The following is a 23,258-nucleotide window of genomic DNA, read 5'->3' on the forward strand; positions in this document are numbered from 1 at the left end:
ACCCCGACCGACAGAGCTTCGTGCTCTGCCAGCGTTGCGGTCGGACGATCTGTGGAGAGTGCCAGACGCCCGGGGCAGTCGGGTTCATCTGTCCGGAGGACATGAAGGCGCAACGACAGAGCGCCCCCCGCAACCGTCTCGGCGCGAGGATCAGCAACTCCTCCCCCATCGTCACGTACGCGATCATCGCCGTGACGGCGTTCGTGTTCCTGTTGCAGTGGATCCCCGGGCTCGGCGTCACGAACGCGCTCCTCTACGCCGGCGTGTACTCCGATCCGTCGTACGGCGCCTTCCAGCCCTGGCGGATGCTGACCGCCGTGTTCGTGCACTCGCAGGGGTTCATCTTCCACATCCTGCTGAACATGTACACGCTCTGGATCTTCGGCCGGATCCTCGAGACGATGCTCGGGCACTGGCGGTTCCTCGCCCTCTACCTGGTCGCCGGGTTCGCCGGTTCGGTCGGTGTCCTGTTCCTCGCCGACCCGAGGACGGCCGTCGTCGGCGCCTCGGGCGCGATCTTCGGTCTCCTCGGGGCGTTCCTCGTCATCCAGCGACGCATGGGTGCCGACACCCGCGGGCTGCTGGTGCTCCTGGGTATCAACCTCGTCATCGGTTTCATCCCCGGCGTGAACATCGCCTGGCAGGCCCACCTGGGCGGGCTCGTCGGAGGCGCCCTCGTCGGCCTCATCCTCGTCAACACCCGCAAGCGCACGCAGCAGCCGCTCCAGGCGGTCCTGATCGGCGCCTTGAGCGTCGTCCTCGTGGGTGCCAGCCTGCTGCCCGCCCTCCTCTGAGCGGGACCGCACTTCGACAGGCTCAGTGACCGGGTTCGGCTCAGTGACCGGGTTTGGCTCAGTGACCGGGTTTGGCTCAGTGACCGGGTTTGGCTCGGTGACCCGGTGTGGCTCGGTGACAGGGTTCGGATCCGTGACCGGGTGCTGCCCGGTGACCCGCGTCGACCAGTGGTGCGCCCGGCGGCGCGCCACAACCGTGCAGCAGACGTTGAAGGTTTCTCGAGTTATCCACAGAGTTATGAACACTGGGGATAATTACACCGGTGTGGTTCCCCGTGTTTCCGGGACTCCCTGCGGTTCTCCACACCGGCATGTGGATAACTCGGAAGTTCTCCACATTCCTGTGGAGAACTCGATACGCCGGATCCCGAGTGCAACGAAACAGCGGGCCGTCCGAGAGGACGACCCGCTGTGCACGACGTGAAGTGAGAGAGGCTAGCGCCACCTGGTGGTCATGAGGAAGCCGATGAAGGCGATCCCGAAGCCGACGAGGATGTTCCACGGGCCGAGCGACTGGATCGGGAGCAGCGTGCCGCTCAGGTAGTAGACGACGATCCAGGCGAGGCCGAGGAGCATGAAGCCGAACATGACCGGCTTGAACCAGACCGCGTTCGGTGCGGGTTCGCCGCTCGTCTGCTCGGGTTCGCGGGACGGTTTGCTTCGTGACTTCGTGCGTGCCATGCCGACATTCTACCTGTTCACCCCAATCGGTGCCTTGGGGATCAGCCGATCCCCGGTTCTTCTCGGTAGAATCCATCCGTGACCGACGACCTACCTTCGCGAGCGAGCGCACGCGCCGCTGAGCGCAGAGCGCCGTCGAAGCACCGGATCAGCGTCTTCGGGGTGGCCGGGGAGCTGCTCATCACCGCGGGCATGGTGGTCCTGCTGTTCCTCGCCTGGCAGCTCTGGTGGAACGACATGATCATGGCCGGCAGCCAGGCGAACGCCGCGTCGAACCAGTCGCAGGAGTGGATCAAGAACGCCGAGAGCGCTCCGGCGCCCGAACCGACCGTCGATGCGACCGGCGCGCCGAACTACGGTGAGCCGCCCGTGACCGCCCGGCCCGCGCCGGGCGACCCGTTCGCTGTGCTCTACGTGCCGCGGTACGGTGCCGACTACCGCCGCGTGGTCGCCGAGGGTGTCGACACCGCGACCGTCCTCAACAGCTTCGACCTCGGCGTCGGTCACTACCCGAGCACCCAGATGCCCGGAGAGGTCGGCAACTTCGTCGTCGCCGGTCACCGCAAGGCTTACGGCGGCGCGATGACCCTGATCAGTGACCTGCAGATCGGCGACAAGGTCTACGTCCAGACGGCCGACGGCTATTACACCTACGTGTTCCGGAACATCACCTACGTGTTGCCCACCCAGGTGGACGTCCTCAATCCCGTCCCACAGGTGGACGGCGTCGCACCCACGCAGCGCATCCTCACCCTGACCACCTGCAACCCGCTCTATTCGACAGCGGAACGCAGTATCGCTTACGCGGTGTACGAGTCCTGGCAGCCGCTGTCCGCCGGGCCGCCCGCCGAGATCGCCGCGTCCGTCGCGGCCGCTGGAGGCTGACGATGTACGGCGCACTCTGGAGGGTCCTGCCCGGACCCGTCTGGCTGAGGATCATCATCCTCGTCGTCCTGTTCGTGGCGGTCGTGGCCGCACTCTTCACCTGGGTGTTCCCCTACGTGGACTCGTTCATCGTCGATCAGAATGTGACCGTCGGCGACGAATGACCCGAGTCCTGGTCATCGACAACTACGACAGCTTCGTCTACACGCTGAACGGGTACGTCGAACAACTGGGCGCAGAGACCCTTGTGGTGCAGAACGACGGCATCGCGCTCGACGACCTCGAGCGGCGGATCCTCGAGTTCGACGGCGTGCTCGTCTCGCCCGGACCCGGCCGGCCCGCTGACGCCGGGATCTCGCTGGCCACCGTGCGCGCCGCGTGCCGCACCGGGACACCGCTCCTCGGGGTGTGCCTCGGCCACCAGGCGATCGCCGAGGCGTTCGGAGCGACCGTGCACACCGCAGACGAGCTGATGCACGGGCAGAGCTCGCTCGTGGAACACGACGGTAGTGCCCTCTACCGCGGGATCCCGCAGCAGTTCAACGCCACCCGGTACCACTCGCTGGCCGTCGTCGACGGCAGCGTTCCCGAGGAGCTCGTCGTGACGAGCCGGACGACCGGCGGCGTCATCATGGGCCTCCGCCATCGTGACGCCCCGATCCACGGCGTGCAGTTCCATCCGGAGTCGGTGCTCTCCGAGGGCGGCTACCAGCTCCTGGCGAACTGGCTCGAGACGGCCGGGCTCACCGGTGCGCATGAGCGGGCACGAGGGCTCAGTCCGCTCATGACCCGGTAGGCCCTTCGACAGGCTCAGGGACCGGAGAGCTGGCTCAGGGACCGGAGAGCTGGCTCAGGGACCGGAGAGCCTGCTCAGGGACCGGTGAGCGTGCGCAGGGACCGCTCTTCGACAGGCTCAGGAACCAGCGGGGCCTATGGACCGGTGCAGTAGGTGAGTGTGATGACCGACTTCTGCGGGATGTCGCCCGGTGCGGGTGACATGGCCGTCACCGGGTCGCCGGCGACGGCCTTGCACGTCGCGTCGGCCTGCGGCTGCACGGTGAACTGCCTCGTCGCATCCTGCAGGTAGTTCGTCGCGTCGAGGAGTGGCTGCCCGACGACGTCCGTCAGCGTGACGTTCCCGCTGGAGACGACGAGGTTCACCGTGGACCCCTGGTCGACGGAGGTACCCGCTCCGGGATCCATCCGCAGCACGACACCTGCCGGCACGGTCGGCGAGTTCTCGCGGGTCACGGAGCCTTGGGTGAGGCCGGCAGCGGTGACCGCGGCCCACGCGGCCTCGGAGGATTGGTTGGTGACGTCGGGTACCTCGACCTGAGCGCGACCGGTCGACACGTAGACCTTGATCTGCGTGTTCTTCGTGACCGTGGTGCCGCCTGGCGGGTCGGTGCGGATGACGTGCCCGGCATCGTAGTCGCTGCTCGCTTCGTCGAACTTGGTGGGGACGAGCTCGAGCTGCTCGATCGTGCTGTTCGCGCTCTCCCACGTGGCGTCGACGAGATCCGGCACCTCTCGGGAGTCCGTGGAGATGCTTGTCGCGGGCGGGAGCTGCACCACCCAGAACACGAGTGAGAACAGGATGACGGCGATACCGGCGATGGCGGCCCAGATCCACACGACCGGTGGCCGGCGCTGAGTACGCGTCACGGTGTCGTCAGAGGTGAGCTGACGGATCGCCTGCTCGGTGCTGGACGCCGCCGTCGGAGATGGGCCGAACAGCGAGTCGTGGTCGTCGCGTCGGACCGGGACATGGCCGGCTCCGGCTTCGTCGAGGTCCTCGCGGAACTCGACGGCGCTCTGGTACCGCTCGAAGCGATCCTTCGCGAGGGCTCGGAGGACGACCTGGTCGAGTGCCGGCGACACCTTCGGGTTGATCGAGCTCGGTTTCACCGGGCGCTCGCTCACGTGCTGGTACGCGACCGCGACGGCGGTGTCGCCGCGGAAGGGCGCCTTGCCCGTCAGCATCTCGAAGAGGACCACGCCGGTGGAGTAGAGGTCGGTCCGGGCGTCGACCGTCTCGCCCTTGGCCTGCTCGGGCGAGAAGTACGCGGCCGTGCCGAGGATGGCGGTCGTCTGGGCGACCGTCGTGGACGAATCGGAGACGGCGCGCGCGATGCCGAAGTCGGTGACCTTGACGTCGCCGGCCGTGGTGATCATGACGTTGCCCGGCTTGATGTCGCGGTGCACGACGCCGGCTCGGTGGGAGTATTCCAGCGCGGTGAGGATGCTGTGCGCGATGCGCACCGCCTCCTCGGACTCGACGGGGCCCTCGGCGATGAGGTCCTTCAGCATGCGCCCTTCGACGTACTCCATGACGATGAAGGGCTCGATGAGGTCGTGACCGGAGCCGTCCTTCACCCGCTCCTCGCCGGCGTCGTAGACGCGGACGATCGTGGGGTGCGCCATCCGTGAGGCGGCCTGCGCCTCCTGACGGAAACGGGAGCGGAATGCGGGGTCGGTGGCGAGCGTGGACTTCAGGACCTTGATGGCGACGGTGCGACCGAGCTTGGTGTCGACGCCGCGGAAGACGTTGGACATGCCCCCGCGACCGATGAGGTCGCCGACGACGTATCGGCCTGCGAGCAGGCGTTGATCGTCAGCCACGTACCACCCCTGAATTCGCTTGGAGGACAAACACTAACAGCTTACCCGGGCACGCTTCGAGTGCTCTCAGGGATGCCCCTGAGAGCACTCGAAGCGGTACTAGGAAGTCGCCTTGACGACGGTGATGGGCGACGGTGCGGGGGAACCCGACGATGTGCCTGTACTGCACCGTACCGCGTACGTCGCCGACAGGGATCCGGGGGTGTCCACGGTGACCGTACCGAACGTGGTGTTGGCGTCGAACTCACCCGAGGTGTTGTTCTGGAACGTTCCGCCCGTAACGGTCACGGTGTAGCCCAGGAAATCGGTTCCGCTCGGGCAGGCGTTCTGCACCGCGAGCCAGTCGACACGGATCGTCGTCGACGCGGCATCCTTCGGGATCTCGAGCTGACCAGCGTCGTTGAGGACGGACTGGTCGAACTTCGGCGCCTCCGTAGGCGGGTCGATGACCGCGATCTCCCCGTACACGGTGAGGGTGATCGCCGACCCGGTCTTCACGTTACCCGTCGGGTTGACGTCGTACACCGTGTTGACCTGCTCCGGCGAGGTCGCGGCATTGCCGACGTTCTTCGACACGCTGAAGTTGTACGGCGGCGCGCTGAAGATCGTGTTGAGTTCGTCGAAGGACCGGCCCTGGAGGTCGCTCAGGTTGATCGGAAACACCGTGGGCGTGGGCGTCGGTGTGGGCGTCGGGGTCTTCGTCGGCTTCGGCGCCGCGGACGTCGTCGGCGGGGGCGTGGTGCCCCCGGCATCGTTGCCCTGGTTGGCGAACACGGCGATCAGCGAACCGACCAGCACGATGACGAGCAACGCGACCAGACCGATGAGCGGCCAGGTCCACTTGCTGCGCTTCTTCTTCTCGCCCTCGCCCTCGACGTCGTCCTCGAGCTGGTCCGCCTCGGCGGCGGACAGCAACTGCGTGGTCGCGTCGTCGGCTGCGGGCATCCGGCGGGTCTGGTCCATGACGGTGGTCGCGGCGTCGCCGGCCCCACCGAGGATCATCGGCACGGCTGCGGCCGCGGCGTTGAGGTCGCCTCGACGGAGCGCCTGAGCGGCGCGCGCGACGTGGGCGGACGATGCCGGACGGTCGACCGGGTTCTTCGCGATCATCGACATGACGAACCGGCGGACCGGCTCGGCGATCGTGACGGGGAGCTCCGGCGGCTGTTCGTTGATCTGCGCCATCGCGATGGCGACCTGCGACTCGCCCGTGAACGGACGGCGTCCGGCGAGGCATTCGTACGCGACGATGCCGAGCGAGTAGATGTCCGTCGACGGCGAGGCGGGGTGTCCGCTCGCCTGCTCGGGCGAGAGGTACTGCACGGTGCCCATGACCTGACCGGTGGCCGTGAGCGGCACCTGGTCGGCGATTCGGGCGATGCCGAAGTCGGTGATCTTGACGCGGCCGTCCGGCGTGATGAGCAGGTTGCCCGGCTTGATGTCGCGGTGGACGAGGCCTGCAGCGTGCGCGGCCTGGAGCGCGGACGAAGTCTGCGCGACGATGTCGAGCACCTTGTCGGTGGGCAGGACACGCTCGCGCTCGAGCACGGTGGACAGGGCCTCACCGGGCACGAGTTCCATGACGAGGAACGCGCTGCCGTCCTCCTCGCCGTAGTCGAAGACGTTGGCGATGCCCTCGTGGTTCACGAGTGCGGCGTGCCGTGCCTCGGCACGGAACCGCTCGAGGAACCCGGGGTCCCCCATGTACTCGTCCTTGAGGATCTTGATGGCGATGGTCCGGCCGATGACCAGGTCAGTGGCCTGCCACACCTCGCCCATGCCACCGATCGCAATGCGAGATTGCAGTTCGTAGCGACCTCCGAAGGTCAGCCCGGCTGTCGGTCTCATTTGTTCAGCACCGCCTCTAGTACTTTCTTCGCGATCGGAGCGGCCACGAGGTTGCCGTAACCGTCCTGTCCGAGTCCACCGCCATCTTCAACAACGACCGCCACGGCGACCTTCGGGTCGTCCGCAGGCGCGAAACCGGTGAACCACAGCGTGTACGGATCGTCGGATCCGTTCTGTGCCGTGCCTGTCTTTCCAGCCACATCGACCCCATCTATTCTTGCATTAGTCGCAGCACCGCTCTGGACGCCCTGGACCATGATGTCCGTGATCTCCTTGGCCACCGAGCTCGAGATCGGCTGCGACAGCTGCGCCGGTTCGAACTCCTTGAGGACGCTCAGATCGGGGTTCACGACGCGGTTCACCAGCTGCGGGTTGCAGACGATGCCACCGTTCGCGATACCGGCCGAGACCATGGCCATCTGGAGTGCCGAGGCCCGCACGGTGTACTGCCCGAAGGCGGCCATGGCGGTCTGGTCGTCGCTCAGCGCGTTCGGGAAGGTGCTCGGCTGCATCGGCATGGGGTTGAGTCCCGTTCCGGTGATGTTGACGTCCATGTTGAAGCCGAAGCTCTGCGCCATGTCGCGGATCTTCTCGTAGCCGAGTTCAACGCCGAGCTCCGCGAGCGGGATGTTGCAGCTGAGCTCGACGGCCGTCGCGATGGACACCGTCGCCCCGCCGCCGCAGCTTCCACCCTCGGAGTTGCGGATGACGGTGCTCGTCCCGGGCAGCGTGTAGGTGGAGGGGTTCGGGAACTCCGACTCCGGCGTGTAGTCGCCCGACGCGAACGCGGCGGCCGCGGTGACGAGCTTGAACGTGGATCCGGGCGGATCGAGGTCGCCGTCGACGCCCTTGTTGAGGAGTGGCTGGCGGTCGTCGTCGTCGAGGGTCCGGTAGGCGTCGAGCACGGCCGCGTTGTCGTGGCTGGCCAGGACGTTCGGGTCGTAGCCGGGGCTCGACACCGAGGCGAGGATCTTGCCCGTCTTCGGCTCGATGGCGACGATCGCGCCCTCCTGGTCGCCGAGTGCGTCGAAGGCGGCCTGCTGCACGACGGGGTCCAGGGTGACCTCGACCGCGGCACCCTTCGGTGCCTGACCGGAGATGAGCCGGTTGATGGAGTCGAGGAACTGGGAGTTCGACGTGCCGCTGAGGAGGTCGTTCGTCGCGAGTTCGAGACCGGACGAGCCCTGGGTGGGCGAGAAGTAGCCGGTGACCGGCGCGTACAGCGGTCCGTTCGCGTAGACGCGCTGGTACTTGTACTCGTCGTCGCTCGCGACCGACGAGGCGATGGCGGTCCCGTCCGTGAGCAGGATGGGACCGCGTTCCGTCCGGTAGCTGTCGTAGAGCGTCCGGGTGTTGCGACCGTCGGCGTTGAGGGTGTCGGCCTGGAACATCTGGATGATGGTGGTCGACCCGAAGAGCGCCAGGAACATCGCCAGGACGACGATGCTCACCCGCTTGAGTTCGCGATTCATGAGACCACCGCCTTGGGTTGGGTTCGGACCGTGTCGGAGATGCGGAGCAGGACGGCGATGATGATCCAGTTCGCGACGAGCGACGACCCGCCGGCCGCCAGGAAGGGTGTGGTGAGCCCCGTGAGCGGGATGATGCGGGTCACGCCGCCGACGACGACGAAGACCTGCAACGCGACGGTGAACGCCAGGCCGATCGAGAGGAGCTTGCCGAAGTCGTCGGTACCGGCGTAGCCGACTCGGAAGCCCCGAGAGACGAGCAGCAGGTAGAGCGCGAAGATCGCGAAGAGACCGGCGAGACCGAGCTCCTCACCGAGGCTGGCGATGATGTAGTCGCTCTGGGGGACGGGGGTGATCTCGGGCATGCCCTGGCCCAGCCCGGTGCCGAGCAGTCCGCCGTGCGCGAGGCCGAAGATGCCCTGCACGAGCTGGTAGCTGCCGCCGTCGCGGTCGAAGACCTCGGGGTTGAAGGCGTCCCACCAGTTGTGGAACCGACCGGCGACGTAGGAGAGGGTCTGGCCGGCGATGAACGCACCGGCGAAGAACATCGTCAGGCCGATGATGATCCAGCTGGCACGGCTCGTCGCGACGTACAGCATGACGAGGAACATGCCGAAGTAGAGCAGACCGGTTCCGAGGTCGCGCTGGAAGACGATCACGCCCATCGCCATCGCCCACACCACGAGGATCGGGCCGAGGTCGCGCAGACGGGGGAACTGGATCCCGAGGAACTTCTTGCCGACCATCGAGAGGCTGTCCCGCGTGCGCACGAGATAGCCGGCGAAGAACACCGCGAGAGCGATCTTCGCGATCTCGCCGGGCTGGAAGGTGACCGCGTCGCCGATGCCGATCCAGACGCGGGCTCCGTTGACCTCGCGACCGATGCCCGGCAGCAGGGGCAGCAGGAGGAGGACGAAGGCGAAGAGGCCGGCGATGTACGTGTACTTGAAGAGCACGCGGTGGTTGCGGATGATCAGGACCACGGCGATGGCCCCGGCGATCGCGATCGCACTCCACACCATCTGTCGGACCGCGGCGCTCGCCCAACCGGAGTCGCCGAGGGCGATGTCGATCCGGTAGATCTCGGCGATGCCGACGCCGCCGAGCACGGTGGCGATCGGCAACAGGAAGGGGTCGGCCTCCGCCGCGGTGTAGCGCAGCACGATGTGGAAGGCGAGGACCAGGAGTGACAGGCCCGAGCCGAAGGTGATCAGGGCGAAATCGAGGTGTCCGAGGGCGCCGAGCTGCACGAGCATGACCGCGACGGCGTTGATGGCGAACGCGAAGATGAGCAGAGCGAGCTCGAGGTTGCGGAGCTTCTTCGGCAGCCGGAGTCGGCGCATCGTCTTGATGACGCCGGTGTCGGCTTGGATGGGGGCTGCGACGTCACTGGTCATCGGTCACCCGCAATCGCTTCACGATGTCGAGGGCCTCGGTGAACGAGGACGCGCTGATGGTCTGGTCGACGGCCTGGCGGTCGAAGTCGGAGAGCGAGCCGAGCGGGATGCCGGTGTCCTCCTTGACGTTCGAGAGCTTGATGGGGCCGACGTCCTGCTGGATGCCCTGGTAGATGACCACGGTGTCCGTGTCGCCTCCCACGAAGTAGCGGGTCTGGGTCCACGCGTACCCGAGCACGACACCGCCGACGATCGCGACGATGACCACGATGAGGCCGACGAGCCAGGTGATGCGCCGACGTCTCGCGCGACGCTCGTCCTCCTCGATGAGCTCGTCGAGGTAGTCCTCGGAGGCGGGCTCGAAGTGCGAGTTGCCGAGCGAGGTGACCCGCCCCGGGTGCAGCCAGCTGTTGGGGATGAGTGACGGCTTCTTCACCGACGGGGTGAGCGCGAAGGCCACCGGCTTCGAGGCCGAACCGACGACGACGGGCTCACCGTCACTCACCGGCTCGTCGACGATGTCGACGACCACGACGGTGACGTTGTCCGGTGCACCGCGGTCGAGGCTCTGCCGGACGAGCTTCTCGGCAGTGCGCTGCGCCGACAGCTGCTCGGTGAGGGTCGCGGTGATGTGCGTCTCGTCGACCACGCCCGACAGACCGTCCGAGCAGAGGATCCAGCGGTCACCCGGCTGCGTCCCGAGCGTCATCGTGTCGATCTCGGGGGAGGCGTCGACGTCGCCGAGGACGCGCATCAGCACCGATCGGCGGGGATGGACCATCGCTTCCTCGGCCGTGATCCGGCCGGAGTCCACGAGGCGCTGGACGAAGGTGTGGTCGACCGTGATCTGACTGAGCTCGCCCTCACGGAAGAGGTAGATGCGGGAGTCGCCGATGTGGGCGATGGCGACCTCGTTGCCGATGACCGCGAGCGCGGAGACCGTGGTGCCCATGCCCGTCAGCTCGCGGTGCTTCGAGACCGTGTCGCCCAGGATGGAGTTCGCCGCGAGGATCGCGGACTGGAGCGTCGCCTCGGCGGCTTCGGAGGACGGATACGGTTCGTCGGCCTCGATGATGCGGTTGAGTGCCATCGCCGAGGCGACGTCACCGCCGGCGTGGCCACCCATGCCGTCGGCGACGACGAACAGGTGATGCCCGGAGTATCCGGAATCCTGGTTGTTTGAGCGCACTTTACCCACGTGGGAGAGCGCTGCGCCGGCGCCGCTGGTCGTCACCGGGTTACCGCCGCAACTCGAAACTGGTCTGGCCGACCTTGACGGGGGTGTCGAGTGGGATCTGCGTCGGGACGCTCACGCGCTTGCCCGCTAGGAAGGTGCCGTTGGTGGAATCCAGGTCCTGGACCATCCACTCGTCGTTCCAGAGCATGAGGCGTGCGTGATGCGTGGACGTGTAGTCGTCGCGGATGATGAGGCCGGAGTCCGCTGAACGACCGATGGTGATCGGCTCGCGGCCGAGCGGGAGCTCGGTGCCCTGCTTGGGGCCGGACACGATGACGAGGCGCGAGGTGTTGTCGACCGTGGCGCGCGGAGGCGTGCCGCTCGATCCACCGGCGGCGGGCCGACTGGGGGCCGGGGCGGTCGCGGCGCGCATCGGCTGCGGTGGGGTGGCCGGAGCTCCGTTCGACGACTGCTGCTGCGGCTTCCGGACGCGCGGTCCGAAGAGGTCGGTGCGGAGGGCGTAGACGATGCCGAAGACGAACGTCCAGAGCAGGAGCAGGAAGCCGATGCGGAGGACCAGCAGGGTCAGTTCGCTCACGCGCCGTTCCCCCACGAGTCGCCGAACGACGACACATCGTGACGTCGGGTCGCGTCGCTCATCTGGCGATCGGATCCGCCGGCCTTGGCGACCACCCGGAACACGATCCTGGTGCGGCCGATCTCGATGACGGAGTCGGGGGAGAGGGCCGCCTGGCGGAAGGGCTGGCCGTTGAGCTTCGAGCCGTTCGTCGAGCCGAGGTCGCGCGCCTGACCTGCGTTGCCGTCCCAGAGGATCTCGACGTGCTTCCGCGAGGTGCCGGTGTCGGGGATCGTGATGTCGGCCTCGGTACCGCGGCCGATGACCGTGCGGGCCTGCGTGATCGGGTAGCGCTTGCCGCCGATGTCGAGCACGGGTGCCCAGGTGACAGAGCCCTTGAGGTTGACGCTGTCGATCTGGACGAGGCCGTCGGGGAGGGAGCGGTCGCCGGAGAGTTTGATGGTCACGGCACCCGGAAAGGAGTACCCCTGGCTCTTGGCGTGCTTCTGGACGAGCGAACCGAGTTCGTCGATGAGGGAGGGGCCGATGGCGTCCATGCGCTCGAAGTCGGTGGGCGACATGCGGACGGTGAACTTGTTCGGCACGAGGATGCGGTCGCGGGAGACGACGGCGGCCTTGGTGTCGAGCTCGCGTCGGAGCGCGCTCGTGATCTCGACCGGCTGGAGTCCGGACTTGAAGGTCTTCGCGAAGGCGCCGTTGACGGCGCGCTCGAGTCCCTTCTCGAAGTTGTCCAGAATGCCCACGGTCTCTCGATTCGTGTCGGTGTCCAGGCAATGTTAGACGGTTTGCCTGCACACGAGGCCAATCGACGCGGGCGCCGACGCCAGGTGTTCACCCGCTCGGCAGCAGGAGATCAGCATCGACACCGGACCGTCGGGGCCGTTTCGTCCTGCTCTGGCGCGGATCTCCGGTGTTCTGCCACCCGGGCTCCGCGTGCTATCCTCGATAAGTTGCCGCGAGAGCGGTGACGTCTGGTGTCTCGCGCGAGTGGCGGAATTGGCAGACGCGCTGGCTTCAGGTGCCAGTGCTCGAAAGGGCGTGCGGGTTCAAGTCCCGCCTCGCGCACCAGTGGATGTGACACGAAGGCCCCCGAGGAATCGGGGGCCTTCGTCGTTCCCTGTGGCGGGCCGCGACCGCTACCGTGTCGACATGGAGACCCTCCGCAAGCCGGTGAGCATCGCGATCACGATGTTGCACGACGGTCGAGTGCTGCTGGAGTTGCTGGCGGACTACTCGTCGGCGTTCAGCAGCGCCGAGACGCACATCGACGATCGCGACCGCACGTCGGCGATCGTCCGCGAGTGGGTGAACGCTCCGCTCGCGGTGCCGGATCGCCGCAGTTCGCACCGTCCGTCGAGCTACCACGACGGCTACACCCTCGTCATCTCGGCCGAGTCGACCCGAGATCTTGCGGCGTTCAGCACCTTTGGCAACTCGCTGCGGGTCGACTTCGTCAGGGCGTTCGGCGCGGCGCCCGGCACGGCGGGGGATCCTGAACCACTCGCGCGCGCTCCCGCGTGATCTGGCGATCTGCTTCCGGCGCGCGCAGGAGAAGGCCGCCTGGCGGATCGCGCAGGGCGCCTATCTTCCGGTCCTCGTCGGGTACCTCGACGAACTGCGGGCGATGACGTCGATCGAGGAGCAGTACGCCTATGAGACGACGACCGCCGGTGTCGGAGGAATCCTCGACGATGAGCGCTACCTCCTCGTGGCGGACGATGAACGCGCGCGGCAGGTGTACCTCGAGCTCGTGGCGGAGCGGTCCTCGCTCTACAACTGGTACATGGATCTGGCCAAAGGTGGTCACGCCCGCCCACGGCGGTGACCGGTCAGTCCGTCACGTGCCCGGTTCGGCGACGTGAAGTGCTCCGTGCAGCCGCTTCGAACGTGCAGTGAAGACGTCCCGAAGGTCAGGATCCGACTGCTGCTGATGCATGGCGGCGTCACCGACGCCCGCGGATGCGCTGCACCTCCAGGACGAGGACGGCGAGCCCGACGGCGGCTGCTGTCCCGAGGACGGTCACGATCGGCGCTGCCGCAGATGCGAGCACGGCTGCGGCGGCCAGGAGGAAGAGGACCGAGGCCGTCGTCGAGATCCTGTCGCGCAGGAGGACGACCCACACCGCGACCATGAACACCGACACGGGGACGGTCAGCGCGAACGACGCGTCGGAGGCGGTGAGGTGCTCGCCCGCGTGGGTCAGGAGGTCGAGCTCCACCTCGATCCCCGCCGAGACGGCACCGGCGGCGGCGAAGACGACGTAGTGGGCGTACCCGAAGGCGAACCCCTCGCGTGACGAGGTCAGCCGATCGCCCTGCTCCCGGCTGAAGTAGATCCACCACATGCCGGCTGCGAGGACGATGCCGGCGACGGCCAGGCCGACGAGCCCATCGATCCGCTCGTCGCTGTTGGCCGCGTCGATGATGGCGTTCGCCGACCCCAGCAGGCTCTCGCCCAGCAGGATGAGGGTGAACAGCCCGTATCGCTCCGCGACGTGATGCGGATGCCAGGGGGTGCGGTGGATGCGTTCGGCCCACACCGGTACGAGGACCTCCAGCAGCATGGCTGGCCAGAAGATCCAGAACTGCCCCTCGACGGGCAGGGCGAGACGGGCGACCCAGAGCACCTGGACGAGGCTGATGCCGATGGCGAATCGGAGCGCGACCGCCCGTTGCTCGGGATCCGAGATCGCGAGGCGCACCCACTGCGCCACCATCGCCAATCGCATGATCACGTATCCCACGGTGATGATCGCCCACTGGCCGTCGACCATCGCATCGTGCACCCCGGCGGCGAGGACGAGGACACCTGCCATCTGGACGATCGTCGTGAGGCGGTACAGCCAGTCGTCGGTGTCGAAGGCGGAGGCGAACCAGGTGAAGTTCATCCACGCCCACCAGATGGCGAAGAAGATCATCGCGTAGGAGACGGTCGTCTCCGCCGCGTGGCCCTCGACGATCCCGTGGTGGAGGTTCTGTGAGGCCTGGGACACGGCGACGACGAAGACGAGATCGAAGAGCAGCTCCAACGGGCTCGCCACCCGGTGCCCCTCGCCGGGGTCGCGGCCGGTCATACGGAGGAGACCCAGTCGGTTCAGCACGATCCCATCCTGCCGTGCCTGTCGTTGCCAAGGAAGCTTGACACATCACCGGATGACAAGCATGCTTGACGTATGTCAGGTTTCCTTGTCATTTCGACCCCGATCGTCCAGGTGCGCCGACGATGACGGCGGACGACACGTCGGCCCGACGCGGTGGCGCCGCGTTCCGGCGGCTGGCGTCGATGAGCGCTCGCGACGTGCTCCGGAGCCCGCTCACCGGGATCTCGATGTGGTTCATGACCGGCATCATCCTCGTGATCTACGTCTCCATGTGGCTCGCGTTCGTCGTCCTGGGCCCTGCTCCGGTCGTCGCGCTGGACACGGACGACCCGGGAGTCTCGTCGGCGCTGGAACGGGCCGGTGTGCGGGTGGTCGCCGACGGCGCTCCCGATCGGAACACGCGGGTGACCGTGCACGAGGGGCGCGCCCTGGTCGTGCTCGACGCCGCGGACCAGGCTGCGTGGGACCCGATCTGGCGAGGGCTGCGCGACGCAGGCGTCCCGGCCCACGGGGTGACGGTGACGGACGACGAGGGCGATGTGAAGATCGACCCGCTCCAGGAGAACCTCGGCATCGTGGTCCTGGTCGGGGTCGCGAGCCTGGCGTTCGTCGGGACGACCGTCCCACTCGTGGCGATGCGGGAGCGCGGGCTGCTCCGGCTGCTCGGCGTGACGCCGCTCCGCCGGTCGACCTTCCTCCTCGCCCAGCTCCCCTTGCGCGCGCTGGTGGCGGTGGGGATCCTGGTGCTGACGACCGGGATCGCAGTCTGGCGCAGGTACGTCGACGGCGTGGACCTCCTGGCCCTGGGGGTCTCGTTCCTCCTCGGAGCGGCGATGCTGTTCGCTCTGGCGCTGGTGTTCGCCGCCCGATCGCGGAACGCCGAGGCGACACAACAGACGATGGTGATGGTGACGATCGGGCTCGTGTTCGCGTCGGGCGGGCTCCTGCCGCAGTCCATCCTCCCCGCCGCCGTGCAGGTCGCCATGAACTGCCTGCCGACCACCTGGTTCGTCGCCGCCGCGAGTGCCTCACTGACCGGGGCCGAACCGTTCCTCCCCGTCCCCGCGCTCTGGGGGCTCATGTCGCTCGTCACCGTCGCAGCAGGCGTGCTCGCCGTGCGGTGGTTCGAGTGGGATCAGTCCGAGCGCGATGGGTGGACGACCACGATGTCCGACACGCAACGAGAGGTGGCAGCATGAACGAACACACGACACGGGGATCGACGCCGCAGGAGCGTCGTGCGTCCCGCAGATACATGTGGGAGATCGCGGCCGGTGCCGTCGGGTTCCTCGTGACGTTCCTCTTCCTGCCGGAGCTGTTCCCCACCGAGCCGGGATCGCCCGCAGCCGTCGCGGTCGCACTCGTCCCGCTCGTGCCGGTGGTGTGGATCGTGATCGCCCTCATCCGGCACGTGCGCCGTGTCGACGAACTGCAGCGCGGAGTGATCGTGCTGAGTCTCGCCATCGGGTTCGGCGCGGCGATGCTGATCAGCCTCGCGGTCGTGTTCCTGTCGACCGCCGGTGTCGTCGTCCCCCAGCCGGAATGGTGGGTGTTCATCGGCGGGATGGCGGTCTGGGGCGTGACCATCGGTGTCGTCTCCTTCCGGGCCACCCGATGAAGAACGACGTCCGCGCCCTGCGCACCGAACGCGGGTGGACCCAGGTCCAGTTCGCTGAGGCACTCGGCGTCTCCAGGCAGACGGTGAACGCACTCGAGACCGGGCGCTACGACCCCTCCCTGCCGTTGGCGTTCCGGGTCTCCGCACTGCTCTCCCGCCCGATCGAGGAGATCTTCTTCCCGGGTGAACACGATGCCCCGCCGTCTGGAGGACGACGATGAACGGATCGGACCGAGTGGTCGTCACCGTCGACCGGCTCAGCAAGCGCTACGGCGACCGGAGCGTCCTGCGCGACGTCTCCCTCCGGGTCCACGCGGGCGAGGTGTTCGGCCTGCTGGGACCGAACGGCGCCGGGAAGACCACCACGCTCGAGACCATCGTCGGACTCCGCCGTCCCACCGACGGAACCGTCCGGGTGCTCGGACGAGACCCGTCGATCGACCGCCGATACGTGACCGAGCGGATGGCGGTGCAGCCGCAGGCCGCCACCCTGTTCCCGACGCTGACGGCCGCGGAGACGCTCGACCTCTTCGCGTCGTTCTACCGCGACGTGCGGCGCCCCGAGGAGGTCTTGGACGAGCTCGACCTGGGGGAGGCACGGCGCGTGCGCGTCAAGCACCTCTCAGGCGGCCAGGAGCGTCGCCTGCTGATCGCCATCGCGTTGATCGGCAATCCCGAGATCGTCGTCCTCGACGAGCCGTCGGCCGGACTCGACCCGCAGGCTCGACGGAACCTCTGGGGCATCATCCGGCGCCAGCAGGAGCGCGGGACCACGATCCTGCTCTCGACGCACCACATGGACGAGGCCACCCAGGTCTGCGACCGGATCGCCGTCCTCGTGGACGGCTCGATCGCCGCCTCGGGGGAGCCGGAGACCCTGGTCCGGGAACACGCCGCGACGGCCACGGTGACCTTCGAGGTCCCCGGCCGGACCACCGCGGACGAGTTGCGTTCCCACGACATCCCCGGCGAGATCACCGTGACGGCGAAGGGCGCCGTCAGCCTGGTCGGGATCGTGACCGACGACCCCGACGCCGTGTTGCGCCGACTCACCTTCTCCACCGGTCTCAGACCGCGCGGGTTCCGAGTGGCGCACGGGTCACTCGAGGATCTCTTCATCGATCTCGCGAATCGGCCGACGTCTGCAGCCGAGGGCGACCGGGCCCACAGCCCATGAGCACGACGCATGCGTTCCCAGCGCAGGTCCGGAGCTTCGCCGCGGCCCACGCGCGTGACCTCGTCCGGGACCCGCGCTCGATCATCGCGCTCGTGGCGAGTTTCCTGGCCTTGATCGGACTGCTCTGGGGTGTGGACGCCCTCGTGGCGACGGCGTCCGGCACCCCGGCCGGCGTGCTGGAGCGAGGCCTCCCGCTCGTTTCGAGCACGGGCTTGATGGCGATCGCGTTCATGCTCACCACGGTCCCGCTGGTCCGGCATCGCAGCACCGGCCTGCTGCGGGCGCTGTCGACCTCGCCGGCCCGACGCGACGCGTACCTGCTCGGACATCTACCGATCCGCGTAGGGTTGGTCGTCGTCGAGGCAGCGGCGATCATCGCTCTGGCGGCCTGGACGGTGCCCGCTCGTCCGCTCTCCGATCTCGTCGCGGTCGCCGTCACGATGCTGCTCGGCGGCGCGATGCTGCTCGGCTTCGGCTATCTCCTCGCCGCCCGGCTGTCGAACCCGGACATCGCCATGCAACTCGCGTACCTGCTGCCGATGCTCGCTCTGGCCACGTCCGGGGCCCTCTTCCCGCTCGCGTTCCTTCCGGAGTGGGTCGCCGGTCTCTTTCGGCTCCTGCCCACGACCTGGATCGTCGGCGCGCTCGAGGCGACCATCTCCCAAGGCCCTCAGCCCGTACCGCTCGCGGTGGTCTGGAGCCTGATGGCGGCGTGCGCGCTCGTGTCGGGTCTCGCGGCCGCCCGGCTCCACCGATGGGACGCCGGCTGATCGGCGAAGCTGCCGTCCGTCGCTTCAGGCCCGGCGCGGGGGTGCCGTCGAGTCGCGCACGATGAGCTGCGAGTCGAGACTCGCGACCGAACGGGGCGACCCTCCGGCCATGGCGTGGAGCAGCACCTCGACCGCCAACGACCCGCACCGGTTGATCGCGAGCCGCACGGTGGTGAGACCGGGCTGGCGGATGGACGCCATCTCGATGTCGTCGGTGCCGATGATGCTGAGGTCCTCGGGGCAGCGCTTGCCCATCGACGTGATCCCGGCGTCGATGCCGAGGGCGACGAGGTCGTTGTAGGCGATGACCGCCGTCGCGCCGCTCGCCACGATCGTGGCCGCTGCGGCGAGGCCGCCCTGGATCGAGGCCGCCTGGTGGCCCAGGCGGGTGAACTCGATGTCGAGCTGTGCACATGCCGCCGCGACCGCGTCGCCACGGCGGAGGTCCGCCCAGGAGTGCTTCGGACCGGCCGCGTAGGCGATGTGTCGGTGACCCAGGGCGGCGAGGTGCTCGACCGCCTGCCGTGGCCCGCTCTCGGTGTCCATCACGACGTAGGGCAGGCCGTCGATGATGCGGTTGACCACCACGACCGGGGTGTCGCCGACGAGCGCGCGGATCTCGTCGTCCGGGAGGCGTGGCGAGCAGAGGAGCATCCCGTTGAGCTTCCGCGCCAGTTCCAGCTGCTCGTGCTCCCGATGCAGGTCCTCGTCGGTGTCGAACAACACCGGGCGGTGGCGTCCCTGCCAGGCCTGGGCGTGGACGCCCTTCAGGAGTGTCGCGTAGACCGGGCTGGCGATGTCGGGGACGATGACGCCGAAGGTCTTCTCCGCCGTCGAGCCGTTCGGGTTCGAGTACCCGAGGTCCGCCGCCGCCGTGAGGACCCGCTCGAGCGTCGCGTTCGCAAGGCGATCCGGTTCGCCGAACGCCCGCGACGCGGTGGCGATGGAGACGCCCGCGTGACGGGCGACATCGGTGAGGGTGGCGGTCACGGTTGATCCTTCGCGGGGTCGGGTGTACTCATGATGCGGCATCGTGCTGCCATGAAACTACTTGACAAACTTTGTACAAACCATTCAGAATCGCTTTCATGATGATCGACGCGGATCTCCTCCAGCCGACGACGCAGTGCCCCGAGGCTCGGCGATGACGGCCCTGCCGCCGCGACTGGGCGCTGGTTCGGGCCCGCGTCCCGAGCACCCGGCACCGTCCGCCGCCGGCATCCTGCACCTCGGCCTCGGCAACTTCCACCGAGCGCACCAGGCCGTCCACACGGCGGCTGCGCTCAGCGCGGGCAGCGATGAATGGGGCATCGTCGGTGTCGCATCCCGGTCTCGAGCGGTCGTCGACGCCATGCAGGCGCAGGATCTCCGCTACACGGTCGCCGAGATCTCACCCACCGGGGCCTCGTTCTCCGTGCCTGCGGTGCACACCGACGTGTTCGTCGCGACGGAGGATCCGGAGCGCGTGGTCGGTACCCTCGCGGACGACCGCATCCGGGTCGTCACGCTGACCGTGACTGAGCACGGCTACAGCGCCTCACCGTCGACCGGCCTCCTCGACCTGAACGACCCGCTGATCGCAGCCGACCTCCGGGGAGGTGCCCCGCAGACGACCATCGGCCAGCTCGCTCGCGGTCTGCAGCGGCGGGCTTCCGGCAGCGGCGCCCCGATCACGATCCTGAGCTGCGACAACCTGAGCGAGAACGGCGCTCGCACGGAGGCGCTCGTCCGAGCCTTCCTCTCCGAACTGAGCGGCACCGAGGGCGCGGAAGCACTCGCCTACCTCGACAGCGCGGTCGCCTTCCCGTCCAGCATGGTCGACCGCATCGTCCCGGCGACGACCGCGCAACTGCGCGAGCTCGTGGCAGCCCGCCTCGGCGTCCGGGACGACGCACCGGTCTCCGCCGAACCGTTCACGATGTGGGCGATCGAAGACCGCTTCGCCGCTGCGCGTCCCGCCTGGGAGGCCGGAGGCGCCGTGTTCACCGACGAGGTGGGGGCGTACGAGCAGATGAAGGTGCGGCTCCTCAACGGGACGCACTCGCTCATCGCCTACCTCGGTGCGCTCCGCGGGGTGGCCACGATCTCGGAGTCGATCGCCGACACCGCCGTCGAATCCGCCGCACTGGCGATCCTCCGCGACGAGTACGAACCGTCCGTGCGGTTCCCGTCCGGCGTCGACGTCCGCACGTATGAGCGGCAGCTCTTCGAACGCTGGGCCAACCACGCCCTCGGGCACCGCACGGCGCAGGTGGGCACCGACGGATCGGTGAAGCTCCGCCAGCGCATCCCGGAGCCCGCCCTCCGTCTGCTCGAGGCCGGATCCGTTCCGCACCTCATCGCCCTCACAGTCGCGGCCTACCTGTCGTGCATCGCCCCGATGCCGGGGTTCGATCCCGGTCCGCACGCGCACGCCATGGTCGATCCAGCCCGCGAGGAGCTCGCCCGGCTGGCAGGCACGTCGACGGATGGTCGGCATATGGCGCAGCGGGTGATCGCCGAGCTGCACCTCTTCGGCCAGGACCTCGCCGAGCAGCCGATCTTCATCTCGCGGGTCGGCGAACTGATCGACACCATCCGCCGACACGGCGTCGACGCGGCCATCCGCGACAGCATCTCCGCCTCGCAGGCACTCACGACCACGACAGGAGCCCACCGATGAAGACGCTCGCGATCCACGGCGCGGAGGACATCCGCTGGGAGGACACCCCCACGCCGGAACCACGCGACGGCGAGGTCCGCCTCCGGGTGCGGTACGTCGGTATCTGCGGCTCCGACCTGCACTACTACTTCCACGGAGCGAACGGCGAGTACGTCATCCGCGAACCACTCACCCCCGGCCACGAGCTCTCGGCCGTCGTCGACGTGGACCCCTCAGGGCGGCTCGCCCCCGGCACCCGGGTCACCGTGCACCCGGCGCGCTACGGCCCGAGCCTGCCGGGGCTCGAGGACCGCCCACACCTGCGACCTGGCGGCGACTACCTCGGGAGCGCCGCGGCGAACCCGCACCGACAGGGTGGGGCCTCGGAGTACCTGATCGTCGAACACTCGATGGTGCGCGTCCTCCCCGACGGGCTCCCGCTCGAGCGGGCGGCGCTCGCCGAACCCCTCGCGGTCGCCATGCACGCGGTCGGGCTGGCAGGTGACGTGCGCGGTGCGCGGGTCCTCGTCATCGGTGCCGGGCCCATCGGTCTGCTCGTGATCGCCGCGGCCGGCCGGGCCGGTGCAGCGACGATCGCGGCGAGCGACATGCGCGAACAGGCATTGGAACGCGCCGCGACCGTGGGAGCCGGTGAGCTCCTGCTCGTGGGTCGCGACGCCGTCGCCGACGAGTCCTACGACGTCGTCTTCGAATGCTCGGGCGCGCCGGTCGCCCTGACCCAGGCGGTCCGGGCCGCGAGACGAGGCGGGTCGATCGTGCAGGTCGGCATGCTCCCCGACGCCGACAGCCCGATCAACCTCGCCCCCATGCTCGCCAAGGAGCTCACCATCCGCGGCGCGTTCCGCTTCTCCACCGAGATCGACGACGCGATCGCGTTCCTCGCCGAGGGCGATCTCCTCGACGCCGTCGTGACCCAGGTCATCCCAGCCGAGGAGGCGGTCGACGCCTTCGCCGTCGCTCGGGACTCGTCCCGCTCGGCGAAGGTGCTCCTCGCCTTCTGAGCCACCCACCGCACACTCCCACCCCCACTTCCGCTGCATCCCGTAGGTCCGAAGGAGTACCTCATGTCAGAACCCAAATCGTCCGTCGCCACCGGCGACCCCACCGCGAACCGATCCGTCCGCGACCTCGTCCGCGCCGCCATCTCCGGGTGGCTCGGCACCGCGCTCGAGTTCATGGACTACCAGCTCTACTCGCTGGCCGCCGCGCTCGTGTTCGCCGACCTCTTCTTCTCCAACGAGGACCCGGCCATGGCCGTCGTCGCCGCGATGGCGACGTACGGGGTCGGCTACGTCGCCCGTCCGGTCGGCGCGTTCTTCTTCGCCCGGCTCGGCGACAAGACCGGCCGGACCAAGGTCCTCTTCTACACGATCCTGCTCATGGGCCTGTCGACGACGCTCATCGGCTTCCTGCCGACCTACTCGCAGGTCGGCATCCTCGCGCCGATCCTGCTGGTCCTCCTGCGGATCGCGCAGGGCTTCGGAGCCGGTGCCGAGATCTCGGGCGCCGGCGTCATGCTCGCCGAGTACGCCCCGGCCAAGCGACGCGGCATCATCGCGTCGCTCGTGGCGCTCGGGACCAACTGCGGCACCCTGCTCGCCTCCGCGCTGTGGGCCGGTCTGCTCCTGGCGTTCAGCGAGGACGAGGTCATCGCGTGGGCCTGGCGCATCCCGTTCATCGGCAGCGTTGTGATCATGCTCTTCGCGGTCTGGGTCCGCTTCAACCTCAAGGAGAGCCCGGTCTTCGAGGAGCGCGACGACGTCGTCGACGGTAAGGCGCTCACCAAGCAGGAGACCATCGCCCTCGCGACCGAGACCGGCAACCTCCGCACGCTCGAGGCCATGAACCGCAAGCCGATCAAGGCGTTCAGCATCGCGCTCCTGCTGCGGTTCGGTCAGGCCGGCAACTCGGGACTCGTCCAGACGTACCTCATCAGCTACATCACCGTCGTCCTGCTGCTGGACCGGTCGATCGGGGTCAACGCCGTCATCGTCTCCTCGCTCGTCGCCTTCATCACCGTGCCGCTCTCCGGCTGGCTCGGTGACCGGTACGGACGGAAGCGCATGTACATGGTGTGGGCGATCATCGCGCTCGTCATCATCGTCCCGACCATGCTCATGATCCACAGCAAGGACACCGTCCAGGTGTTCGTCGGCTACGTCGTCCTGCACAACCTGGCCGTGATGAGCTTCGCGTCGCTCGAGAACCTGACCCTGCCGGAACTCTTCGGCGCGCGGAACCGCTACACCTACACGGCGATGGCCCGGGAGATCGCGGCGATCGTCGCGACCGGCGCGGGTCCAGTCATCGCCGCCGCCTGGGTTTCCGCCGCCACCGGTTCGTTCATCCCGATCATCATCATGCTCGGCGTCTTCACCCTCTGCGCCCTGGTCGCGTCCATCTGGATGCCTGAGGTCGCCGGTCGGGACCTCACCGACCCGCGCGACGCCATCTGACCG

General features: G+C 68.2%; 24 protein-coding genes and 1 tRNA gene. 15 read left to right on the top strand and 10 right to left on the bottom strand.

Annotated features, from left to right (window positions below):
* Positions 1-794, top strand: a 794-nt coding sequence (locus IFU11_RS09965; protein WP_192018852.1) for a rhomboid family intramembrane serine protease, incomplete at its 5' end; no start/stop codon positions are given.
* Between the two features lie 435 nt (positions 795-1,229).
* Here IFU11_RS09965 and IFU11_RS09970 read toward each other — a convergent pair.
* Positions 1,230-1,475 (bottom strand): cell division protein CrgA, encoded by a 246-nt coding sequence (locus tag IFU11_RS09970; protein WP_064294026.1) that lies wholly within the window; start codon positions 1,473-1,475, stop codon positions 1,230-1,232.
* A 78-nt stretch (positions 1,476-1,553) separates the two neighbouring features.
* On the opposite strand from IFU11_RS09970, the gene IFU11_RS09975 reads away from it, so the two are divergent.
* From IFU11_RS09975 to IFU11_RS09985, 3 genes are read left to right on the top strand one after another with little or no spacing between them, the layout of a single operon-like run.
* Positions 1,554-2,360, top strand: coding sequence for a class E sortase (locus tag IFU11_RS09975; RefSeq protein ID WP_191939953.1), 807 nt, complete (start codon positions 1,554-1,556; stop codon positions 2,358-2,360).
* A 2-nt stretch (positions 2,361-2,362) separates the two neighbouring features.
* Positions 2,363-2,524, top strand: coding sequence for a hypothetical protein (locus IFU11_RS09980; RefSeq protein WP_162852296.1), 162 nt, complete (start codon positions 2,363-2,365; stop codon positions 2,522-2,524).
* A complete protein-coding gene (locus IFU11_RS09985; RefSeq protein ID WP_192018853.1) occupies positions 2,521-3,156 on the top strand; it encodes an anthranilate synthase component II in 636 nt (211 codons plus the stop codon). The genes IFU11_RS09980 and IFU11_RS09985 overlap by 4 nt, the downstream gene beginning before the upstream one ends.
* A gap of 134 nt (positions 3,157-3,290) precedes the next feature.
* Here IFU11_RS09985 and pknB read toward each other — a convergent pair whose 3' ends face one another.
* From pknB to IFU11_RS10020, 7 genes are all read right to left on the bottom strand, one after another.
* On the bottom strand, positions 3,291-4,982 hold the full coding sequence (gene pknB, locus IFU11_RS09990; protein WP_192018854.1) for a Stk1 family PASTA domain-containing Ser/Thr kinase: 1,692 nt from the start codon (positions 4,980-4,982) through the stop codon (positions 3,291-3,293).
* Positions 4,983-5,081: 99 nt separating this feature from the next.
* The gene (locus tag IFU11_RS09995) at positions 5,082-6,830 is read right to left on the bottom strand and encodes a protein kinase domain-containing protein (protein ID WP_192018855.1); all 1,749 of its coding nucleotides are present in this window, start codon (positions 6,828-6,830) and stop codon (positions 5,082-5,084) included.
* A complete protein-coding gene (locus tag IFU11_RS10000; protein ID WP_071261991.1) occupies positions 6,827-8,302 on the bottom strand; it encodes a peptidoglycan D,D-transpeptidase FtsI family protein in 1,476 nt (491 codons plus the stop codon). Before IFU11_RS10000 ends, IFU11_RS09995 begins: the two co-directional genes overlap by 4 nt.
* On the bottom strand, positions 8,299-9,696 hold the full coding sequence (locus IFU11_RS10005) for an FtsW/RodA/SpoVE family cell cycle protein (RefSeq protein WP_079704333.1): 1,398 nt from the start codon (positions 9,694-9,696) through the stop codon (positions 8,299-8,301). The genes IFU11_RS10000 and IFU11_RS10005 overlap by 4 nt, the downstream gene beginning before the upstream one ends.
* A complete protein-coding gene (locus IFU11_RS10010) occupies positions 9,686-10,930 on the bottom strand; it encodes a Stp1/IreP family PP2C-type Ser/Thr phosphatase (protein WP_191939956.1) in 1,245 nt (414 codons plus the stop codon). Before IFU11_RS10010 ends, IFU11_RS10005 begins: the two co-directional genes overlap by 11 nt.
* Positions 10,931-10,934: 4 nt before the next feature.
* Complete coding sequence (locus IFU11_RS10015) at positions 10,935-11,471, bottom strand: FHA domain-containing protein FhaB/FipA (RefSeq protein ID WP_064294019.1); 537 nt, start codon at positions 11,469-11,471, stop codon at positions 10,935-10,937.
* Positions 11,468-12,214, bottom strand: a complete 747-nt coding sequence (locus IFU11_RS10020; protein ID WP_191939957.1) for an FhaA domain-containing protein — start codon at positions 12,212-12,214, stop codon at positions 11,468-11,470. Before IFU11_RS10020 ends, IFU11_RS10015 begins: the two co-directional genes overlap by 4 nt.
* Positions 12,215-12,452: 238 nt before the next feature.
* On the opposite strand from IFU11_RS10020, the gene IFU11_RS10025 reads away from it, so the two are divergent.
* The 3 genes from IFU11_RS10025 to IFU11_RS10035 all read left to right on the top strand — a co-directional run bounded on the left by IFU11_RS10025 (position 12,453) and on the right by IFU11_RS10035 (position 13,296).
* Positions 12,453-12,539 (top strand) — tRNA-Leu (locus tag IFU11_RS10025).
* A gap of 81 nt (positions 12,540-12,620) precedes the next feature.
* Positions 12,621-12,992, top strand: a complete 372-nt coding sequence (locus tag IFU11_RS10030) for a hypothetical protein (RefSeq protein WP_192018856.1) — start codon at positions 12,621-12,623, stop codon at positions 12,990-12,992.
* Between the two features lie 103 nt (positions 12,993-13,095).
* Complete coding sequence (locus tag IFU11_RS10035; protein ID WP_192018857.1) at positions 13,096-13,296, top strand: hypothetical protein; 201 nt, start codon at positions 13,096-13,098, stop codon at positions 13,294-13,296.
* Positions 13,297-13,414: 118 nt separating this feature from the next.
* On the opposite strand, the gene IFU11_RS10040 is transcribed toward IFU11_RS10035, so the two are convergent.
* A complete protein-coding gene (locus tag IFU11_RS10040) occupies positions 13,415-14,572 on the bottom strand; it encodes a low temperature requirement protein A (RefSeq protein WP_371742755.1) in 1,158 nt (385 codons plus the stop codon).
* A 122-nt stretch (positions 14,573-14,694) separates the two neighbouring features.
* Here IFU11_RS10040 and IFU11_RS10045 point away from each other — a divergent pair, with 122 nt between their 5' ends.
* The 5 genes from IFU11_RS10045 to IFU11_RS10065 are packed head-to-tail and all read left to right on the top strand — an operon-like array spanning position 14,695 to position 18,137.
* Complete coding sequence (locus IFU11_RS10045; RefSeq protein ID WP_192018858.1) at positions 14,695-15,771, top strand: ABC transporter permease; 1,077 nt, start codon at positions 14,695-14,697, stop codon at positions 15,769-15,771.
* Entirely contained in the window at positions 15,768-16,190 is a 423-nt protein-coding gene (locus IFU11_RS10050) for a hypothetical protein (RefSeq protein WP_192018859.1), read from the top strand. The genes IFU11_RS10045 and IFU11_RS10050 overlap by 4 nt, the downstream gene beginning before the upstream one ends.
* Positions 16,187-16,411, top strand: a complete 225-nt coding sequence (locus tag IFU11_RS10055; RefSeq protein WP_079704339.1) for a helix-turn-helix transcriptional regulator — start codon at positions 16,187-16,189, stop codon at positions 16,409-16,411. Before IFU11_RS10050 ends, IFU11_RS10055 begins: the two co-directional genes overlap by 4 nt.
* Complete coding sequence (locus tag IFU11_RS10060) at positions 16,408-17,367, top strand: ABC transporter ATP-binding protein (protein WP_192018860.1); 960 nt, start codon at positions 16,408-16,410, stop codon at positions 17,365-17,367. Before IFU11_RS10055 ends, IFU11_RS10060 begins: the two co-directional genes overlap by 4 nt.
* Positions 17,364-18,137, top strand: a complete 774-nt coding sequence (locus IFU11_RS10065) for an ABC transporter permease (protein ID WP_192018861.1) — start codon at positions 17,364-17,366, stop codon at positions 18,135-18,137. The genes IFU11_RS10060 and IFU11_RS10065 overlap by 4 nt, the downstream gene beginning before the upstream one ends.
* 24 nt (positions 18,138-18,161) lie before the next feature.
* On the opposite strand, the gene IFU11_RS10070 is transcribed toward IFU11_RS10065, so the two are convergent.
* A complete protein-coding gene (locus IFU11_RS10070) occupies positions 18,162-19,127 on the bottom strand; it encodes a LacI family DNA-binding transcriptional regulator (protein WP_192018862.1) in 966 nt (321 codons plus the stop codon).
* A 154-nt stretch (positions 19,128-19,281) separates the two neighbouring features.
* On the opposite strand from IFU11_RS10070, the gene IFU11_RS10075 reads away from it, so the two are divergent.
* From IFU11_RS10075 to IFU11_RS10085, 3 genes are all read left to right on the top strand, one after another.
* Positions 19,282-20,799 (top strand): mannitol dehydrogenase family protein, encoded by a 1,518-nt coding sequence (locus tag IFU11_RS10075; RefSeq protein WP_192018863.1) that lies wholly within the window; start codon positions 19,282-19,284, stop codon positions 20,797-20,799.
* Positions 20,796-21,800, top strand: a complete 1,005-nt coding sequence (locus tag IFU11_RS10080) for an L-idonate 5-dehydrogenase (RefSeq protein WP_192018864.1) — start codon at positions 20,796-20,798, stop codon at positions 21,798-21,800. Before IFU11_RS10075 ends, IFU11_RS10080 begins: the two co-directional genes overlap by 4 nt.
* Positions 21,801-21,863: 63 nt before the next feature.
* A complete protein-coding gene (locus IFU11_RS10085) occupies positions 21,864-23,255 on the top strand; it encodes an MFS transporter (RefSeq protein ID WP_192018865.1) in 1,392 nt (463 codons plus the stop codon).
* Positions 23,256-23,258: the final 3 nt, after the last annotated feature.

The sequence above is a fragment of the Plantibacter sp. CFBP 8804 genome (assembly GCF_014841225.1).
In the GTDB taxonomy this organism is placed as follows: Bacteria; Actinomycetota; Actinomycetes; order Actinomycetales; family Microbacteriaceae; genus Plantibacter; species Plantibacter auratus.

Coding starts and splice junctions, on each gene's coding strand:
- IFU11_RS09970 (WP_064294026.1), bottom strand. CDS start 1,475: ATGGCACGCACGAAGTCACGAAGCAAACCGTCCCGCGAACCCGAGCAG.
- IFU11_RS09980 (WP_162852296.1), top strand. CDS start 2,363: ATGTACGGCGCACTCTGGAGGGTCCTGCCCGGACCCGTCTGGCTGAGG.
- IFU11_RS09985 (WP_192018853.1), top strand. CDS start 2,521: ATGACCCGAGTCCTGGTCATCGACAACTACGACAGCTTCGTCTACACG.
- IFU11_RS09995 (WP_192018855.1), bottom strand. CDS start 6,830: ATGAGACCGACAGCCGGGCTGACCTTCGGAGGTCGCTACGAACTGCAA.
- IFU11_RS10000 (WP_071261991.1), bottom strand. CDS start 8,302: ATGAATCGCGAACTCAAGCGGGTGAGCATCGTCGTCCTGGCGATGTTC.
- IFU11_RS10005 (WP_079704333.1), bottom strand. CDS start 9,696: ATGACCAGTGACGTCGCAGCCCCCATCCAAGCCGACACCGGCGTCATC.
- IFU11_RS10030 (WP_192018856.1), top strand. CDS start 12,621: ATGGAGACCCTCCGCAAGCCGGTGAGCATCGCGATCACGATGTTGCAC.
- IFU11_RS10035 (WP_192018857.1), top strand. CDS start 13,096: ATGACGTCGATCGAGGAGCAGTACGCCTATGAGACGACGACCGCCGGT.
- IFU11_RS10045 (WP_192018858.1), top strand. CDS start 14,695: ATGACGGCGGACGACACGTCGGCCCGACGCGGTGGCGCCGCGTTCCGG.
- IFU11_RS10050 (WP_192018859.1), top strand. CDS start 15,768: ATGAACGAACACACGACACGGGGATCGACGCCGCAGGAGCGTCGTGCG.
- IFU11_RS10055 (WP_079704339.1), top strand. CDS start 16,187: ATGAAGAACGACGTCCGCGCCCTGCGCACCGAACGCGGGTGGACCCAG.
- IFU11_RS10060 (WP_192018860.1), top strand. CDS start 16,408: ATGAACGGATCGGACCGAGTGGTCGTCACCGTCGACCGGCTCAGCAAG.
- IFU11_RS10065 (WP_192018861.1), top strand. CDS start 17,364: ATGAGCACGACGCATGCGTTCCCAGCGCAGGTCCGGAGCTTCGCCGCG.
- IFU11_RS10075 (WP_192018863.1), top strand. CDS start 19,282: ATGACGGCCCTGCCGCCGCGACTGGGCGCTGGTTCGGGCCCGCGTCCC.
- IFU11_RS10080 (WP_192018864.1), top strand. CDS start 20,796: ATGAAGACGCTCGCGATCCACGGCGCGGAGGACATCCGCTGGGAGGAC.
- IFU11_RS10085 (WP_192018865.1), top strand. CDS start 21,864: ATGTCAGAACCCAAATCGTCCGTCGCCACCGGCGACCCCACCGCGAAC.